Origin of the sequence: Siphonobacter curvatus, from assembly GCF_002943425.1 — a bacterium.
Lineage (GTDB): Bacteria > Bacteroidota > Bacteroidia > Cytophagales > Spirosomataceae > Siphonobacter > Siphonobacter curvatus.
This window is the reverse complement of the sequence record NZ_PTRA01000001.1, coordinates 2,939,601-2,957,837: the sequence shown is the minus strand read 5'-3', so window position 1 is coordinate 2,957,837 and position 18,237 is coordinate 2,939,601. Positions and strand designations below refer to the sequence as shown.

At 50.4% G+C, this 18,237-nt stretch carries 11 protein-coding genes; 9 read left to right on the top strand and 2 right to left on the bottom strand.

The window, feature by feature from the left end; translation table 11 throughout:
- Positions 1-56 precede the first annotated feature (56 nt).
- The 5 genes from C5O19_RS12380 to C5O19_RS12360 all read left to right on the top strand — a co-directional run bounded on the left by C5O19_RS12380 (position 57) and on the right by C5O19_RS12360 (position 8,532).
- The gene (locus C5O19_RS12380) at positions 57-911 is read left to right on the top strand and encodes a sugar phosphate isomerase/epimerase family protein (RefSeq protein WP_104714079.1); all 855 of its coding nucleotides are present in this window, start codon (positions 57-59) and stop codon (positions 909-911) included.
- 763 nt (positions 912-1,674) lie between these two features.
- Positions 1,675-2,367, top strand: a complete 693-nt coding sequence (locus C5O19_RS12375) for a hypothetical protein (protein ID WP_104712590.1) — start codon at positions 1,675-1,677, stop codon at positions 2,365-2,367.
- Positions 2,364-5,129 (top strand): TonB-dependent receptor, encoded by a 2,766-nt coding sequence (locus C5O19_RS12370; RefSeq protein ID WP_104712588.1) that lies wholly within the window; start codon positions 2,364-2,366, stop codon positions 5,127-5,129. Before C5O19_RS12375 ends, C5O19_RS12370 begins: the two co-directional genes overlap by 4 nt.
- Entirely contained in the window at positions 5,129-6,250 is a 1,122-nt protein-coding gene (locus tag C5O19_RS12365; RefSeq protein ID WP_104712586.1) for a DUF4249 domain-containing protein, read from the top strand. Before C5O19_RS12370 ends, C5O19_RS12365 begins: the two co-directional genes overlap by 1 nt.
- Positions 6,251-6,255: 5 nt before the next feature.
- Positions 6,256-8,532 carry a hypothetical protein gene (locus tag C5O19_RS12360; RefSeq protein ID WP_133163354.1) on the top strand — a complete coding sequence of 759 codons (2,277 nt, stop codon included), beginning with the start codon at positions 6,256-6,258 and terminating at the stop codon, positions 8,530-8,532.
- A gap of 392 nt (positions 8,533-8,924) precedes the next feature.
- Here C5O19_RS12360 and C5O19_RS12355 read toward each other — a convergent pair whose 3' ends face one another.
- Positions 8,925-9,599 carry an HAD family hydrolase gene (locus tag C5O19_RS12355; RefSeq protein ID WP_104712581.1) on the bottom strand — a complete coding sequence of 225 codons (675 nt, stop codon included), beginning with the start codon at positions 9,597-9,599 and terminating at the stop codon, positions 8,925-8,927.
- 102 nt (positions 9,600-9,701) lie between these two features.
- Positions 9,702-10,577 carry an aldo/keto reductase gene (locus tag C5O19_RS12350; RefSeq protein ID WP_104712579.1) on the bottom strand — a complete coding sequence of 292 codons (876 nt, stop codon included), beginning with the start codon at positions 10,575-10,577 and terminating at the stop codon, positions 9,702-9,704.
- 234 nt (positions 10,578-10,811) lie between these two features.
- Here C5O19_RS12350 and C5O19_RS12345 point away from each other — a divergent pair, with 234 nt between their 5' ends.
- The 4 genes from C5O19_RS12345 (at position 10,812) to C5O19_RS12330 (ending at position 17,978) form a co-directional block, all read left to right on the top strand.
- On the top strand, positions 10,812-11,357 hold the full coding sequence (locus tag C5O19_RS12345) for an RNA polymerase sigma factor (RefSeq protein ID WP_165796011.1): 546 nt from the start codon (positions 10,812-10,814) through the stop codon (positions 11,355-11,357).
- Between the two features lie 322 nt (positions 11,358-11,679).
- Positions 11,680-12,555, top strand: coding sequence for a FecR family protein (locus tag C5O19_RS12340; protein ID WP_165796010.1), 876 nt, complete (start codon positions 11,680-11,682; stop codon positions 12,553-12,555).
- A gap of 122 nt (positions 12,556-12,677) precedes the next feature.
- The gene (locus C5O19_RS12335; protein ID WP_207766405.1) at positions 12,678-16,268 is read left to right on the top strand and encodes a SusC/RagA family TonB-linked outer membrane protein; all 3,591 of its coding nucleotides are present in this window, start codon (positions 12,678-12,680) and stop codon (positions 16,266-16,268) included.
- A 12-nt stretch (positions 16,269-16,280) separates the two neighbouring features.
- A complete protein-coding gene (locus C5O19_RS12330) occupies positions 16,281-17,978 on the top strand; it encodes a RagB/SusD family nutrient uptake outer membrane protein (RefSeq protein WP_104712572.1) in 1,698 nt (565 codons plus the stop codon).
- The last annotated feature ends 259 nt before the right edge of the window (positions 17,979-18,237 follow it).

The window sequence follows — 18,237 nt, the reverse complement described above, 5'->3', positions numbered from 1 at the left end:
GTATATCTGTGGACGACTTCCCCTATCTTGCCGCCTATTTACGAATCAATCGCGACATGATACAATCTCAATTGGGAGCTTCGCTGCTGTCCTGGGTACATCCCGTCTGGACGGCTGAATCCGGAAAATACGCCATTACCCAAACGGCCAATGCGGGTTTTGATCTGCTGGAAATTCTCTTGCCGACTAGTATGGAGTTTGATGCCCCAACAGTGAAGGTCCAGCTTCGTCAGGCGGGGATTGGGGTCGTATGCGGCCTGAATTTGTCGAAGCCGTACCACATTCCCTTTCACCCCAAAGAAGCGACACAACTAATCAAAACGGCTCTTGAGAAAACAGCCGGGGTAGGAGCCACCCAACTGGTGGGCGTTTTACACGCGGCCATCGGCGTATTCACCGGACAGCCTCGTACCGAAGCCGAAGAACAAACCGTATGCGAGGTGTGGGCTGACGTTGCCGATTATGCTGCTCAATTAGGGATAACCGTAGCCATTGAACCCATTAATCGGTACGAAAGCTACGTTTGCACGTCTGCCGAGGAAGTGTTAACAATGCTTGCGAAAGTAAACCATCCCAATCTGGCCCTGCACCTGGACACCTTTCACATGAATATTGAAGAGCGTAATTTCTACGAGCCTGTACTTCAGGCGGGTAGCCAGTTGCGACACGTACACATGACGGAAAGTGACCGGGGCATGCTAGGGGAAGGTAATGTACACTGGGATGATCTGTTCCGAGCTCTATCGGAAATCAACTACAGCGGCCCATTGGTGCTGGAAAACTTTTCCTCCCAGGTAGAGGGCATGGCTTCGGCTACATCGCTTTGGCGACCGTCGCGGTACGGAGCGGCAGAACTGGCCAAGGGCAGTCTGGAATTTATGCGGAAGATGGTGGAGAAGTATAACGGATAGCAGAGGACTTTTTCCTGAATGCTACTTAAAAATAGCTTGGTTGAGGGTTTGCGGGAATGTCTCGTTCCCGCAAACCCTTCTTCGTTCGTAATTAGCCATTTATCGGATTGGGGCAGGATACACCTGGAAGCTTTGATCTAATGCAAATCAGAAGGAAGCTTTTGCTAACTTTTAAAAGATACCTTTCACTTGAGCCTCGCAAGACCATGCACGTGGACCATACGCAAATCAGCGTCGCCGACCTGTACGTAATTTCACGGATTAGGATATACGCTAAAAGACAGTCCTGCGATTTGGTCGTGTTACAGACCTCCAATGGCGGGTGTAGCAATTGTCATCAATAAGAATGAATGGCACTGGTCGCGGTTGGTAATAGCTGAGTTTTAAGGGCGTGCGTCCTTACGATGCAAGAATAACTCAGCAAAAAGAACGCTAGGAAGAAGTCAGTAATGCTGGATGGTGAATATCAGCTGTAATAACTTTCGTTTGTAGAAACAAACGAAAGTTAAAGAACTTGAACATACCAAGTTAGCAGACGATTTATGAAAAGATTTTTTAGTAGATATGGATGGTTTGATCTTGCGATTTTAACGTATAGCAATTCGAGTAGAAGACGTGCGATAAAGCGTCGCAGAAAAGAGCTTTTGTATCGCTAATCAAAGAAGCAAGCGTACAGCTTCCCGTAAAATTACCTACATTCGGACATTCAAAAGCCAGTGATCTGGTGAAAATACAGCTTCTAAATCTTAAGTGTAAAACGAATATGCCGCAGGTCTACTGGATGCTTTTGCTATGCTTTCTGACGGGCCATCTAACCGATGGGTACAGTCAGGGTAGTACGCCTCCAGCTTCGGCCTATGCCCAACACCTTTACCAAAAAGCTACCAGTACTTCGGCTAGTTATTACAATGGTAAAGAATATACTATCCAGGAGTTTCGCCCCCAAGGTCATCAGTTTTTTGAGTCAATGGATTGGTTATCAGCGTCTCTGTCGTACGATGGGATTCGTTATGATAATCTGCCGCTGCTGTATGATATTAACCGGGATTTATTTATTCTGCGAAATCATGACGGCTTACACCGCGTTATTCCCGACCAAAGCTTACTCGAAAATGTAACCATTGGAACACATACCTTTGTACGCATTCGGCAGGGATTAAAACCCGGCTTTTATGAACGGCTGTACGACGGAAAAACGAAAATTTTTTGTAAACGAACCAAAGATCGAACGGAAGATTTGTCGCAGCAACGCGTTCTGATTATTTACACTCCTCACGATTATTATTACCTTCTAAAAGACGGTCAATACATTCCGGTAAATAGCAAAAAATCAATTTTAACGGCCTTGAGTGATCGTAAAAAAGAGCTTCGAAAATACGCCCGTGCCCTGAATTTTAGAGAGGACCGGGAAAACGCTATCCGCAACGTAGTCGCTTATTACGATCAGATCAAATGAGAGCACTTTTATTCTGCATCTTTCTTTTACTGGTGTTTCAATCGCGTTCATTCGGACAATTAACGTTTGATGGACGGGTGGTAAACGGCAGTTGTACCGATCTGAAATTCGACGAACTGGTACGCACGCTGGAAGCTTCTTCAGACTATTATTTTTACTATACGAAAGCCGATACGGATAGCGTGCGAATTACGGCTCAGGTACGGAACCAGCCCTTGACGAACTTTCTAACGGAAGTACTACGGGAAACCGACCTGAAATTTGCCATCGACACCCGGCATCACGTTTTCATCACCAAAGAGCGACCCATCATCACCTCCCTGCCCATCGGTGTATTTGAGGTAGATCAGGACGTGGACACCAGCATCTCGTACAGCTTTCACGACCGCGAAATCACCGCTCGCCTGCTCTCAACGGCCGAAAATAAAGTCTACGATATTGGCGTGAAAACCTACCGCATTCGGGAAGGTGTCGCGACCGTGAGCGGTTACGTTCGAAACATCGTGACGGGAGAACCCGTGGTCGGAGCGGCCGTATTCATCGAAAAACCGTCCATTGGCGTCGCAACGGATGCGTTGGGTTACTATACACTCACCTTGCCCCGGGGGCGGCATACCCTGAAAGTTCGAAGTGTAGGCATGCGGGAAGGGCATCGGCAGATTGTGCTGTATTCAAACGGAAAGCTAAATATCGAGCTCATTGAGAACATTGTGGCTTTGAAGGAAATTCAGGTGAAGTCTGATCTGGATGCCACCGTGGCCAGTAACCAAATGGGCGTATCCAAGCTGACCATTACCACCATGAAGCAGGTACCGACGGCTTTTGGCGAAACCGATGCCTTGCGGGTGGTACTGACGCTGCCGGGGGTAAAATCGGTGGGGGAAAGCAGTACGGGTCTGAACGTACGCGGCGGATCCACGGACCAGAACCTGATTCTGTTCAATGATGCTACGGTGTACAATCCTTCGCACTTATTCGGCTTTTTCTCGGCCTTCAACCCCGATATTCTTAAGGAAATCGAACTGTACAAGAGCGATATGCCCGCCCGCCTGGGAGGTCGTCTGTCGTCGGTACTGGATATTAGTACCCGGGAGGGCAACAAGAAGAAATTCGCCGGTTCCGGAGGCATTGGGTTGCTAACGGGTCGCTTGACGCTCGAAGGGCCTCTAATTAAGGAACGAACTTCGCTTATGGTGAGCGGTCGCTCATCATATTCCAACTGGTTGCTCAAGCAGGTCTCTGACGTGCGGTACAATCAGAGTCGGGCCTCCTTTTACGACGTTAACGTACAGGTCAATCATGAAATTAATCAACGTAATAGTCTGACCCTAACGGGCTATCTCAGCAACGATCAGTTCAAGTTCAACAGTGATACCGTCTATCGCTACCAGAGTCAGTTGGCAGCTCTGAAGTGGAAACGGATTTTCCACCCCAAGCTGTTCGGAACGTTCACGGCTTCGTACAGTCGCTACCGCTACGATATTCAGGGAGACCAATTTCCCGAAAATGCTTACCAGCTGAAATTCGGTATCCGTCAGTACAACGTCAAGGCGGATATGAGTTACATTCCCAATACCCGTCATACGATGGATATGGGGATCAGCAGTATTTTATACAAAGTCTATCCGGGATCGTTTTTCCCGAAAGGAGAAGCTTCGCTAGTGATGCCCGAGGAGGTTCAGCCCGAACAGGGACTGGAAACGGCTCTGTATTTCTCCGAGCGGTACGACATTACTCCGAAGCTAGCCATTACGGGAGGCCTGCGCGTATCCATGTTTCAGTACCTTGGTCCGAAACAGGTAGCCCAGTACGCCGAAAACCTGCCCTTCGACAAGCAATACATCACGGGTTTTCGGTCCTACGGCTCGGGAGCGATCATTCAGCATTACATGGGACCCGAGTACCGGTTCTCGCTGCGGTACATGCCTACGCCGACCTTGTCGGTCAAAGCGGGCTTTAATACGACCCGGCAGTACATTCAAATGCTGTCGAATACAGCGGCCATTTCGCCAACGGACGTCTGGAAGTTGAGTGATCCGTACCTCAAGCCGCAACAGGGCACGCAGTATTCGTTGGGCGTATACAAAAACCTGCGGGCAGGTGTGATTGAATTGTCGGTGGAAGGCTATTACAAAGACCTCAAAAACGTGCTGGATTACAAAAGTGGCGATTCGCTGATACTGAATAAGCAAATCGAAACGGCAGTAATTTCGACCATCGGTCAGGCGTACGGGGTCGAAGTACTGTTGAAGAAACTACGCGGGAAACTTAACGGTTGGGCGAGTTATACCTACTCGCGGACCTTGCTACGGGCCAGCGATCCTTCCTTGCCCGATGCACCGAACCGGGGCAAATTCTATCCGGCCAACTACGATAAACCGCACGACTTCAGCCTGATCAGTAATTATAAAGTCAATCGCCGCTTGAGCTTTTCCTTCAACTTTACCTACAGTACCGGGCGACCTTATACGCCGCCCGTGGGTAAGTACGTGATGGATGGCGTGGTACGGCCGTATTACGCCGACCGCAATCAGAATCGCATTCCCGATTACATCCGGGCCGATTTTGGAATCAATATTGAGGGGAATCACCGGGTACGCAAGCTGGCTCACAGCTCCTGGACCTTATCGGTGTACAACCTGCTCGGGCGTAAAAATCCGTATTCGGTCTATTTCGTTACCGAAAACGGGAAAATCAATGGGTATCAACTGTCCATCTTCGGCCAGCCCATTCCAAGTATTACGTATAATTTCAAATTCTGATGAAATACTGGGGACTTTTTTTCGGAATCCTGCTGGCGGTCAGTAGCTGTATTGATCCCTTCAAGCCCGCCGATTCTTCCCTGAGCAACCGGCATCTGGTTGTGAGCGGATTTTTGAATACCAGCGGGGATACCACGGTTATTACCCTGTCACGAACGCAACCCGTAAACGATGTTACCCCACCGATGGCCGAAAGCGGGGCCCGTGTACAAGTGGCAGGGGATCAAGGTACAACGTTGCCCTTGGTTGAAATCCAAGCGGGTACCTATATCTTGCCCCCACGAAACTACATAGGCAGCGAGAATTTCCGGATTCAGATCACTACCTACGACGGCAAAACCTACGTTTCTGATTATGTACCGGCCAAGCAGAGCCCGGCTATTGACAGTATAACCTGGCAGCCCGATCGGCCCAATAACGTCATGCGTTTTCTCGTGCATACCCACGATCCGAGCAATAATACCCGCTTTTATCGCTGGAAAGTCGAAGAGACGTATCAATACCAAAGTGCTTATTATTCGGGCCTAGAAGTCGTGAACAAAGAAATTGTTCCGCGTACGGTGGACGTATACTCCTGCTGGCGAACGGACCGCCCTACCAACATCCTGATCGGGACTTCGGCTAAACTAAGCCAGGACCGCATTCAGAGTTATCCGCTGCTTATGGTTCATAGTTCCAGCAATAAGTTACTCGTCAAATACAGTCTGTTGGTGAAACAGTATGCCTTGACGCAGGCGGCCTACGAATACTGGGACATGCTGGCCAAGACTTCCGAAACGACGGGTGGCTTGTTCGATCCGCTCCCTTCGTTAGTGACGGGAAATATCCGCTGCGAAAGTCATCCCGAAGAGCTGGCGTTCGGATTCTTTTCGGCGGGTACCGAGCAAACCTTACGCCTGACGGTAAGACCGTACGATTTTAACGGCTGGTTCCCTGGTACCTATCCTCGCTGCTTAGTCGAGCCCGACACCTTGTCGCCCCAAGAAACGATATTAACCTCCGACAATAGCAGGAAGATTATTGGCTCGCTCGATATGCCCCTGCGGTATCTGCTCGTTCCCAGTAACTGTGCCGATTGCCGTTCACTGGGAGGAAGTCTCAATAAACCTAGCTGGTTTTAAATGGTATGATTGCACGAAAGTTAATAGGGCTTTTTCTGATGTTATGGGCCGGGCAGGTATTCGCTCAGGATGCCGTTCGGCAGGCCTTTGAGCAATACAGTCAGAAAGCATTTCAGGAAAAAGTATATCTGCACAGTGACCGTTCGTTTTACATCGTTGGCGAAACGCTCTGGTTTAAACTTTACGTCGTTGATGGAACGACGCATCAACCCGCCGATCTGAGTAAGGTTGCGTACCTCGAATTGCTGGATGCGAGTCACGCTCCCGTATTGCAAAGCAAGGTTTCGCTCGAAAAAGGCAAGGGGCACGGGATGCTCATTTTACCGGCTACCCTGAATTCGGGGCGGTATCATCTGCGGGCGTATACCAACTGGATGAAAAACTTCGGGGCGGATTTGTACTTTGAAAAACCACTAACCATCGTTAACAGCTTTACGAAAGTACCGACGCAGGAGAAAGAGCCTCAACTGGATCTACAGTTTTTCCCGGAAGGCGGCCACCTGGTCGAATCCTTACCCAGCCGGGTTGCTTTTCGCGGTATCAATGAAAATGGATTAGGCAGTACGTTCAGCGGGACGATTCTCAATGCCGCTGGCGAAACGGTTGCGACCTTCCGTCCCGAACATTTGGGCATGGGTTCCTTTGTACTGACGCCTAAGGCTGGCGAAACGTACCGGGCGGTGGTGAAAGATGCCGCCGGAACTCAGCGAATTTACACGCTGCCGGACGTACAGAAATCGGGTTACGTACTGACCGTACAGGATACGGGCAAAGATGAACTGGAAGTACTAATCGCTGGACCCGACGGTCGCGTGTCGTTACTGGTGCACACCCAGCGGTCGGTACAGCAAAGTGAAAGCAGTATCGTTCGCCAGGGGGAAACGCAGTTCTGGGTTAAAAAAAGTGACTTGCTAGAAGGGATTACGCACTTGACCTTATTCAATGCCAATCGACAACCCCTATGCGAACGGCTGTATTTTAAACGTCCGCAACGACCCGCCATGAAGCTCGGCGTCAAAAGCGACAAGGCGGCCTATGTACGGCGGGAAAAAATAGCCCTGTCTTTGCAACTGCCCGATTCGGCGGATGTTTCGGTGGCCGTATATCGACTCGATTCCCTGCAAGGTGACGCAAGCGAAGATATTTATAGTTATCTCTGGCTAAATTCTGACTTGAAAGGTACGGTTGAAGCCCCTGCTGACTACCTGACTGATCCGACGACCAACGTCGATTTAGTAATGCTGACGCATGGATGGAGCCGGTTTCGCTGGAACGAAGTGATGCGTCCCGTTCCCTTTCGGTACATCCCTGAATACGAAACGCACTTGCTGTACGGAAAAGTCACCGTCAATCAACAACCCGTGGCGAAGGTACCAGTGTATCTGGCGGCTCCAGGCAAGGACGTCTGGTTGTACCCGGCGTTAAGCGATTCAGCCGGACGGATCTTTTTTCAGATGAAGCACTTTGAGGGAATGAATGAAGTCGTGGTACAAACGGCGGATACCTTGCAGCGGGTGGAGCTGGAGAGTTCGTTTTCGAACCAGTTTTCTTCGCGGCCATTACCCGCTTTTTCGTTTGACCAAACGCTGAAAAATGCCCTGCTGGATCGCAGTATCCAGATGCAGGTACGCAATGCCTACCAGCCCCTGTACCAAGCCGTACCCGTAACCGATACGGTGGCTTTTTACGGAATTGCCGAAAAGACGTATAAGCTGGATGACTACACGCGTTTTCCGGTACTGGAAGAAGTGATGCGGGAGTACGTGCCCGAAGTAGACGTGCGGCGGCATCAGTCCCAATTTTCCTTTCTGATGCTGGGTCGGGCGGAGTACAGCTTTACGCAACCCCCGCTGGTGCTGATGGATGGCGTACCCGTATTTGACGTGAATAAAGTACTAGCCCTTGATCCGCTGAGAATCAGACGACTTGATGTCGTGAATCGGCGGTATTTTCTGGGACCCTTACTGTTTGAAGGAATTGTCAGTTTTCGGAGTTATAAAGGTGACCTGGCCGGATTGCAACCCGAGGGACTAGTGACTTCCTACGAGGGCGTACAGGCTCAACGGGAGTTTTATTCACCCCGTTACGACACGCCTCAGCAACGCCAAAGCCGCACCGCCGATTTTCGAACGCTTTTGTACTGGGCTCCGCAGATAAAAGCAACTCAAGCCCTCGATTTTTACACGTCCGATCTGTCCGGTACCTATCAGGTAGTCATTCAAGGGCTCTCCGCCCAAGGAGACGCCGGAAGTCAGCGGATGACGTTTGAGGTGCAGAAGTAGGTTTCGGTTGAGGCTGGAGGATTCCGATGAGATACGATTAAGACAATTAGGGTAGGGAGAACCTGAACCGGCACATAGAATTTCATTCCAACTAGGTACGATTAAAACCTGTACACCGCCAGCGATTGTTTTCCGTGTCGTAGAAATTTCATTCCAACTAGGTACGATTAACCCCCCCCCGACTACTGAGCCCCTCGACCCCCCTCAGGGCGTTTAAAAATGGATATTTCTTCGTCAGAAAACAAGACCTTACTGCGTCGATCAACAATGATACGATTTTACTGGGAGATCGACGACTCGCTTTAGGACCCTAGAAGGCCGTTTTGCCGGAAAAAGGGGAGGGTGGGCCGCCGGAAATCGTCAGCCTGTAACGAGATCGACGACTAGCTGGATTACTGAATCACCTTCTTCAATTGCAGTAAACTACTGATTTCGTAGGTAGGATGGAGCGATCGGCAAGCTTCGGGATCACCAAATCCGTACGTGGCCCAGCAGGAGTCAATGGCACAGTTGTTGGCGTATTGCAGATCCATGCTGGTATCGCCAATCATCAGGGTACTGCTGCCCGAATGGAGATCGAAATGCGGCAGAATGACTTTGGTATAACTCTCCGGGCTGGGCTTCTTAGGCATCCCCCGCAGTAAAGGACTACCATCGCCCAGAATCAGTGAAACGTAAGGCGTCAATCCCAGATAATCTAGCGAAGTTTCGATGGAACGAATGCCCTTATTACTAATCACAACCACGTGTTTTCCCTGTTCAACTAAGTGCTCCATCAGGTCTTTGGCTCCTGGATAACACTCCACCAATCGGTACGCATCCTGATCGTAAATGGCCCGGTAGGTAGTTACCCATTCGTTGACTTCATCGATCGACAATGCCGGATTCAGAACCTGAAACGCCTCACCCATCACCAGGCCTTTACTTACCACGGCCTCTAATTCGGGCAGGGGCGGGACCGGCACGCCGTAATGAGCAAACGTAGGCGGGAAGGTGGCTAGAATAGCCTGGCGGGAATCACAAAGCGTACCGTCGTAATCAAACAGAATCAGGGAATACGGTTTCATGCCAATGGGATACAGAGAATGATAGGAAAAAGCTTCCAGCCTGATTAGCAGACTGGAAGCCTGACTGATCGGGATGTTATAACGCCGATCTGTCTACCTAACTTATTTCAGCAGGGCAAGGTTATACAATTCATACCAGTCTTCGTGCGAAAGCTTGATGTCGGCCGCACTGACGGCATTACGAATGCGTTCTTCTGACAGCGAACCAATGATGGGTAAGGTTCCCAGCTGATACAGCCAGGCTACGGCAATCTGCTCGACATTGGCGTCGTATTTACGCCCCATTTCTTCGAGTTTCGAGCGGAGTACGACCGATTTTGCGTCCGAACCATTCAGAATACGTCCACCGGCCAGGGGAGCCCAGGCCAGCGGTTTGCTGAACCGTTGCTTGATAAAATCAAGGCGTCCGTCTTCAATGGCCGTGGTATTCGACAGGTTCAGCTCGATGTGGTTCGTGACGATGGGTCGCTTCAGGTTCGATTCCAGTAACTGGTGCTGGAACACTGTAAAATTACTGACTCCCAGGTGCTTGATTTTACCGGATTTGACGAGTTCCATCAACGTACGGGCCGTCTCTTCGGGTGGGCAGAGGCGGTCCAGCTGGTTGAGCAGGAAAATATCGAGGTAATCCGTTTTGAGTCTTCGCAGGGAATTGTCCACGCTCTCGGTAATGTACGCACTGGTATTGTCGTAATACGTAAAACCGTGAGCCGACTGGCGAATGCCGCACTTGCTGAAAAGAACCAGATCCTCGCGTTTGACGGACTTCTGCTGAATGATTTTACCGAAATATTCTTCGATAGTGTGGTTGCCATAATGATCAGCGTGGTCGAAGGTATTGACCCCGAGTTCTAGACATAAGTTGACCACTTTTTCCATCGACGTGAGGGTTTCGGCACCTTTGTCTTCCCAACGCCAGAATCCATAAATTGCTTCCGAAACTTTGGGTCCGGAGTCACTCAAATACACTTTTTGCATACTAAATGAGATTATAATAACCGTGGTCTAACGTGGGGTGTACGTCAAGACTTTGGACCAAAATTAGCATTAATTCCTAATGCCGAACAGGTTTTTGCGGCTGTAAACCCTATTTTACTTGGTCAGTCGCAGATTTAACAAAATATTTATACAGCCTTATTCTTTGGTAAAAAGCCATAGAATCCATAAGTTAGCAATTCGCAGAATGAATTTTACCTTGATCAAAACATTTACTTGAAAGCTTTTTCGGATCTAGTACTCGTAAATCAATTGAAAGCAGAGGACGATCGGGCTGCTTTTAATGAGCTGTATCTACGGTACTGGAAGGTGATCTACGACATTGCCGCGAAAAAATTACAAGATCCGGACCTGGCCAAGGATGTAGTGCATGATTTGTTTGTCGAACTCTGGTACAAACGCCATACGCTAGTCATTCATACAACGTTTGCGGGCTATCTCTATACGATGCTCAACCATCGGTTCATTGACCTGCAACGTAGAAAAGCCGTCCACACGCGGGCTCAGAACGAGTTGCTCAAAACGCACGAAACCGCCAGTGAAAGCGTGCACGATTCCTTCATTTACACGGAGCTGGAAACGCGACTCATGCATCGTATTGAGCACCTGCCCCCGGCCATGCGACAAATCTTTCTACTCAGTCGGCAGGAACAATTATCGCCGCAGGAAATCGCCGAACGATTATCCCTTTCCACCCAAACGGTTAAGAACCAAATTCAAAACGCCCTGCTTCGTCTCAAGGAGTTTCAGCTGGAGAAGTAAGCGGAATCTTTCTTTTGACGTATAGCTATAGCTATTTCGGTTCGGTTGGTAACTGAACTCGCTCACGCATCCAGCATACCTGGTTCTTACGTTACACGTCTTACCTCCCCATACCGACCAATACCAGTACCCGTTGCACGCTAGATTTTTAAGTAGGAAACAGGCTAGGAGAGGAGCGTATCTCACCTGTTAATCCAATCTTCTCACTCCCCAATAACGATCAACAACCAAGCAGCAATTAAAAAATAACGTACGCCTTCTGGTACGATCCGCCCCCGACTTCGTCATGGTGGTATACGAAGTGTTGAACCTTCTACCGTACATGGATAAAGACGATTTATACCGACAGTTTGGGATGGAGGAGCCTGATGAGGAACCTTCGAGTCGTGAACTGGAACAGGAAATTTTACAGCGTATTCATGGTACGCTGGGCTTTGAAGCACCCAAGGTGCGACGCTTTCGCTGGGCCTATGGACTGGCGGCCAGTATTGTGTTGCTCATCAGTAGCGTATGCGTCTACTACTGGATGGCTCGCGATACGCAGGCCATTAGTATTCAAATTCCCGCTGGCAAAGTGCGGGAGATTACGCTACCCGACGGCTCCGTAGTCTGGCTCAATGCGGCCACGGCTCTGCATTACGCTCCGGATTTTAATCAGAACCGGGAAGTCTTTCTGGAAGATGGCGAGGCCTTCTTCCGGGTCGTTCACGATGAAAAACGACCCTTTGTGGTCCACGCCGGAAACGTACAGACCCGCGTGCTGGGAACCACTTTTCGCGTAAAAGCGTACCAGGCTCTCGAAACCATGCAGGTCTCGGTAGTAACGGGTAAAGTAGCCGTGAGCGAAGGCACGAAATCGCTGGCCGTACTCGAAAAAAATCAGGAAATAACCTACCTGAAAACGGAACACAAGGCCATCGAACGAACCATCGATGCCGCCGAAACCGTGGAATGGCAAACGGGAAATGTCGTACTCAAGGCCGTAAGTTTCGCCGACATTGCCTTAGCGATTGAGAATGCCTACGGCGTTCGGGTCAGTTTCAACCGAGCCACTTTCCGCAATTGTGTCAGCAGCCTTGCCTTTCAACCCCAATCGCAAAAACTCAGTGAAGTGCTTGATTTAGTGAAAGATATCCAGGGAATTCAGTATGAAATTAAAGGAAAGGAGGTGCTGATTTCAGGAACTGAATGTCAGTAACGAAAGGAACCGTACCCGCGGAAACAGGTACGGTTCAGCCAGCGGCCCGGTGAATGAGGTAGGAGTCGGACACCGGAAAACCGCCGCTGGGTTTAATACAGGGATTAAACACACTTAAATGTATGAGAAAAAGCAAACGAATCAAACTCATGAGGGTTGGATTGATTGCGTGCGGCATTATGCTTACGGCGGCGGGGAGCCTGCTGGCCGAAAAAAGCTACAGCCAGCATCTGATCAGTAAGAAAGTAACGCTTGAACTCCGGGAAACCTCGCTGGAAAAAGCCATCGAAACCCTTCGGAAAACGAGCCACATTGATTTTACCTATAACAACAACGAACTAAGAAAAATTAAGATACCGGCGGGAACATTTACCAATGATAATGTCGGTCATGTCCTCACTGCTCTATTAGACCACACGGCGTACGCGTACCGCGAAACCGATCACAGCATTGTTATTTTTAAACGTCGGGAGGCCCTGCCCGTATCGCCAACGCCGGTTCATCAACCCCTAGTCGCGGCAACGGTGAAAGAAATGGCCGTTCGGGTCAAAGGGAAAGTAATTGATAGTAAGGGTGTTACGCTGCCCGGCGTTAGCGTCGTCATTAAGGATACACAACGGGGTACGCTCACCGATCAGAAGGGGGAGTTTACGCTTGATAACGTCAAAGAAACGGATGTACTGATTTTTACCTTCGTTGGTTTCAAAACCCAGGAAGTCGTACTGGGGAATCGCGTAGAGCTGGAAGTCGTACTCGATGAATCCATCAAAGGATTGGACGAAGTGGTCGTCGTAGGGTACGGAACCCAGAAGAAAGGAAACCTGACCGGAGCCGTATCCACGGTAGAAACCGATAAATTTCTGAAATCCCGTCCAGTTACCGACGTCGCTCGCGGCTTGCAGGGAGCGGTACCGGGGCTGACGATCTCGACGACGAGCGGTGACCTGGGGACGAATCCTCAGATCCGGTTGCGGGGACTAACGGGCTCGCTCAACGCCGGAAACGGGGCCCAACCCCTGATTCTGGTCGATAACGTCGAAATTCAGAGTCTGCAAATGGTCAATCCCGATGATATCGAATCCATTTCGGTACTGAAGGATGCGGCCTCTACGTCGATTTACGGAAGCCGGGCTGCCTGGGGTGTCGTGCTGATTACCACCAAATCCGGAAAGAAAAACACCCGGAGTCAGGTGACGTACTCGACGAACTTTTCCTACAGTACCCCCACCACGACGCCTAAAATCGCCGGTGCCGCCGAAGGACCCGAGTACGCTCTGGCTGCGGCTCGCCGCTCGAACCCCGCCGCTACGACGTTTGGTACCGTAGGGATGTATTTTACCGATGAAAGTATCCAGAAAATCCGCGACTGGGAAGCTCAGTACGGCGGACAAAACCTGGGTAACGACATGGTACTGGGTCGTGATTTTGAAATCAAGGACGGTCGTTTGTACTTCTACCGCCCCTGGGACGCCGAAGCCATGTTCATGCGGAAATGGGCTCCTCAGCAAACCCATAACCTGGGCATTACGGGCGGTTCAGATAAAACCAGCTACAATCTGAGTCTGGGTTACCTCGATCAACAGGGGGTACTCAAGGATAAAACCGATCGATTTGACCGCTACAATGGTACGTTCAGTATCAATTCTTCCATCAATAAATGGCTGGACATCAACGGAAAAATTCTGTTTTCGAAAAGCGTATTCGAGACACCGTTCTCCTTTACCGGTACGGCCTTCGATCCGCTGTATTACCTCTATCGCTGGCAACGCGTGTACCCTTACGGAACCTACGAAGGCAAACCCTTCCGCAGTGCCGTAAGTGAAGTACAACAGGCTCAGATGATCAATACAACCGAGAACTTCCTGCGTGCCACCATCGGAGGCCGACTGAAACTGATGGAAGGGTTGACCATCGATGCGAATTATACGTATTCCAACACCAACCGGCACATTCGGGATGTCGGTGGGAAAGTAATGGCTTGGAACCAGTGGAATGGCGTACCGCTCAAGTACGAATCTTACGCCAGTGCTTCCTACGATCGCGTGGTGTACCGCTCCCTGTGGGATGAAATGCATACGGTGAAAGCCTTCGGTACCTACCAGAAAGAATTGACCAACCACTCCATCAAGGTGATTGCCGGGATGGACATGGACATCAAGCAAAACTGGGATCAACGTTCCGAACGACGCAATTTGCTGGACATGAATCTGGGCGAATTACCCTTGGCTACGGGCGATCAGTACGTGGACGGAGGCCGTGGACATTGGGCTACGCAGGGTTTCTTTGGCCGTTTGAACTACAGCTACAAAGACAAATTCCTGGTAGAATTAAACGGTCGTTACGACGGTTCTTCGTTCTTTCCCACCCGAACGCAGTGGGCCTTTTTCCCCTCGGTCTCGGCGGGGTACGTGATTTCGGAAGAGCCGTTCATGAAACCTATCGAACCCATTGTAAGCTCACTGAAAATTCGGGGTTCCTACGGTTCATTGGGTAATACGGACGTGGGCTCAACGACGTTCCGTCCGACGATGGCTACTTCTAACTCCAACTGGTGGATCGGCAGTACGAACATGCTGACGGTGAATACGCCAGCTCTCGTACCCGCTTCGCTCACCTGGGAAACGATCAGTACCCTTGATTTTGGGGCAGATGCCAAGCTGTTGAAGAATAAAGTGGGGGTGACCTTTGACTGGTACCGCCGGACCACCAGCGATATGATTACGACGGGTATCCAGTTGCCGAGTAGCTTTGGTGCAGCGGCTCCCCGCCGAAACTACGGTGAAATGCAAACGACGGGCTGGGAACTGGCCGTTGACTTCAATCACGGTTTTAGCAATGGACTGAATATCAACCTGGGCGTAAATCTGTCGGACTTTACCGAGAAAATTACCCGCTTCGATGGTACTCTGGTGAACGGGAACTACGCCGGAAAGAAGCTGGGTGAAATCTGGGGCTACGAGACTGACCGCTTTTTTACCAAAGATGATTTTCTGCAGGATGCCAACGGAAACCTTACCCGCGATGCCGCTGGGAAGTACATCCTGAAAGACGGTATCCCCACCCAAACCCGACACGAATCCGGCTGGTTCTTCTACGGACCTGGGGATGTGAAGTACAAAGACCTCAACGGTGATGGTACTATTTTCACGGGGAGCAGCAGTCTGGAAGATCACGGCGATTTGAAAGTCATTGGCAACTCGACCCCCCGCTATCAGTACGGGGTGCGACTGGGAGCCGATTGGAAAGGCTTCGACTTTAACATGTTCTGGCAGGGCGTTGGCAAACGCGAATTGTGGCCTTCGGGTGGTATTTTCATCCCTGGCTTCAACCCGAACGATGCCATGTACGCTCACCAGATGGATTACTGGACGGAAGAAAATCCGAATGCGTTTTACCCGCGTCCGACCAATACGGGCCAATCTAACAATACGCAGAACTTCCTGATTCAAAGCAAGTATCTGCTGAATATGGCCTACTTACGGTTGAAGAACATGACGCTGGGCTATACCCTTCCCAAAACGCTAACCGAACGGATTCGGATTGAGCGTTGCCGCGTATATGTGAATGGAGAAAACCTGCTGACGTTCGATAACCTATCCATCCCGATTGATCCTGAGGTAGCTTATCTAAATGCGAGTAGTCAACCCGCCACCTTTGGCCGGGTATATCCGTACCGTCGCACGTTCTCATTCGGTCTTCAACTTACGTTTTAATCAGAGCCAGCGATGAAAAAAATAGCGATTTTACTATCCGCAGCCCTGCTTTTTCTGGTGGGTTGTAAGGAAGATTTACTAACCCGTTCGCCCCTCGATGCCCTGTCGGACGAAACCTACTGGACCAACGAAGCCAACGTCCGAACTTTTGCCTGGGGCTTTTATACCCGATATTTTGACGGCTACGGATCCGGCTTTACAGCGGGACGATATTTCAACGGGCAAACGTTAAACGACGATTTTGCTCCGGCGAGTCCAACCCAGTTTACCCGAAACGTACCGGCTGTAACAACTACTACCACCCCTTGGAATGGGTTTACCTGGGTACGCAAGGCTAATCTCTTCAAAGAGCGGATTCAACGCGTACCCATGGAAGCTGAAGCGATCCGTCACTGGACAGGCATTGCCCGCTTTTTCCGGGCGATGGAATACCACGAACTAGTGCGTCAGTACGGCGATGTGCCGTTCTTTGACCAAGTCATTGGGGAAACCGATTTTGCCCAACTCTACAAACCCCGCGACCCGCGTACGGTGGTAGCGGATAGTATGCTGGCCGATTTGCAATACGCGGCGGCCAACGTACGGGCGGACGACGGCGAGAAAGGCCTGACGGTGAACAAGAGCGTTGTACTGGCGTTTATGTCCCGAATTATGCTCTACCACGGCACGTTCCTGAAGTACCATAACGTCGATCAGAACCGGGCTAAAACCTATCTGGAAGCGGCGAAATGGGCGGCGAATGAAGTCATCACTTCGGGTCGGTACGCGGCTACGGATAATTACCGTTCGATGTTTAGTTCGCTGAGTCTGGCGGCCTCGAAGGAAATGATTCTGTACCGGAAATACGAAACCGGTATGCTGACGCACTCGCTGAATAGTTACAACAACAAAGAGCCGCAAACGGGCGTATCGAAAGATGCCATCGAATCGTATCTGAGCAAGGATGGATTGCCCATCCAACTTTCGCCGCTGTACAAGGGCGACAAGGGCATCGATAATGTCATAGCAGATCGCGACCCCCGGCTTCCGGCGACGATTGTCGGGCAATTGCGGGTCAGCAAGTACGCCCCTAACTTTTCGTCGAGTGGCTACGCGACCCATAAATTTCTGAACGAAGAAACCAAGGAATTACCCGAAGGCAGCGGCTCGCTCAACCAGACCGACGCCCCCGTTATTCGCTACGGAGAAGTGCTGGTTAACTACGCAGAAGCCAGTGCCGAACTGGGTACGCTCACGCAGGCCGATCTGGACAAATCGATTAACGCCTTGCGGCAACGTCCGGGTATTGCGATTCCGAAACTGGAAGTCAGTGGTACAAGTCCGGCGGTCAATGGTAAAGTCTACGATGATCCATCCCGCGATCCTTCCGTACCTGCTTTGATTTGGGAAATTCGTCGCGAACGCCGGATCGAACTGATGCTGGAAGGCTTCCGTCTGGACGATCTGACTCGCTGGAAGAAGATGGAATATGTCGATACGCAGGCAAATTCGGACATCAACCGGGGAGCCTGGATTCGCAAGGCCGATTACCCCAATACCGATGCCATCATCGAGGGCACGACGGAAGGCTACATCATTCCAGCTCCGAAACTCGAATCGCAACGCTTATTTACCGATCCTAAAGTGTATCTGACGCCCATTCCCCTAGATCAGATTACCCTGTACCGAGCCGCCGGATACGAACTCAAACAAAATCCGGGCTGGGAGTAAAATGTTATGAAGTGATTCAACTGCCAGCATATCGCTGGCAGTTGTGTTTTGAGTTAAATAGGAGGAGATATTTTAACCCATATACCATCCTAGCATAGAAACTTTTCTAACTAGTATTCCAGTGTCACTACTTCGTCCCGCAAGCACGGCTGATTTTTAGTCCCTATGCATTCGCCGGGCATCGCATGCGGGGCATCCCATGCCGGCACGCCCACCGCTCTTTTCATCCTGCTAAGGGCCACCGCGTTGCGGATGAAAC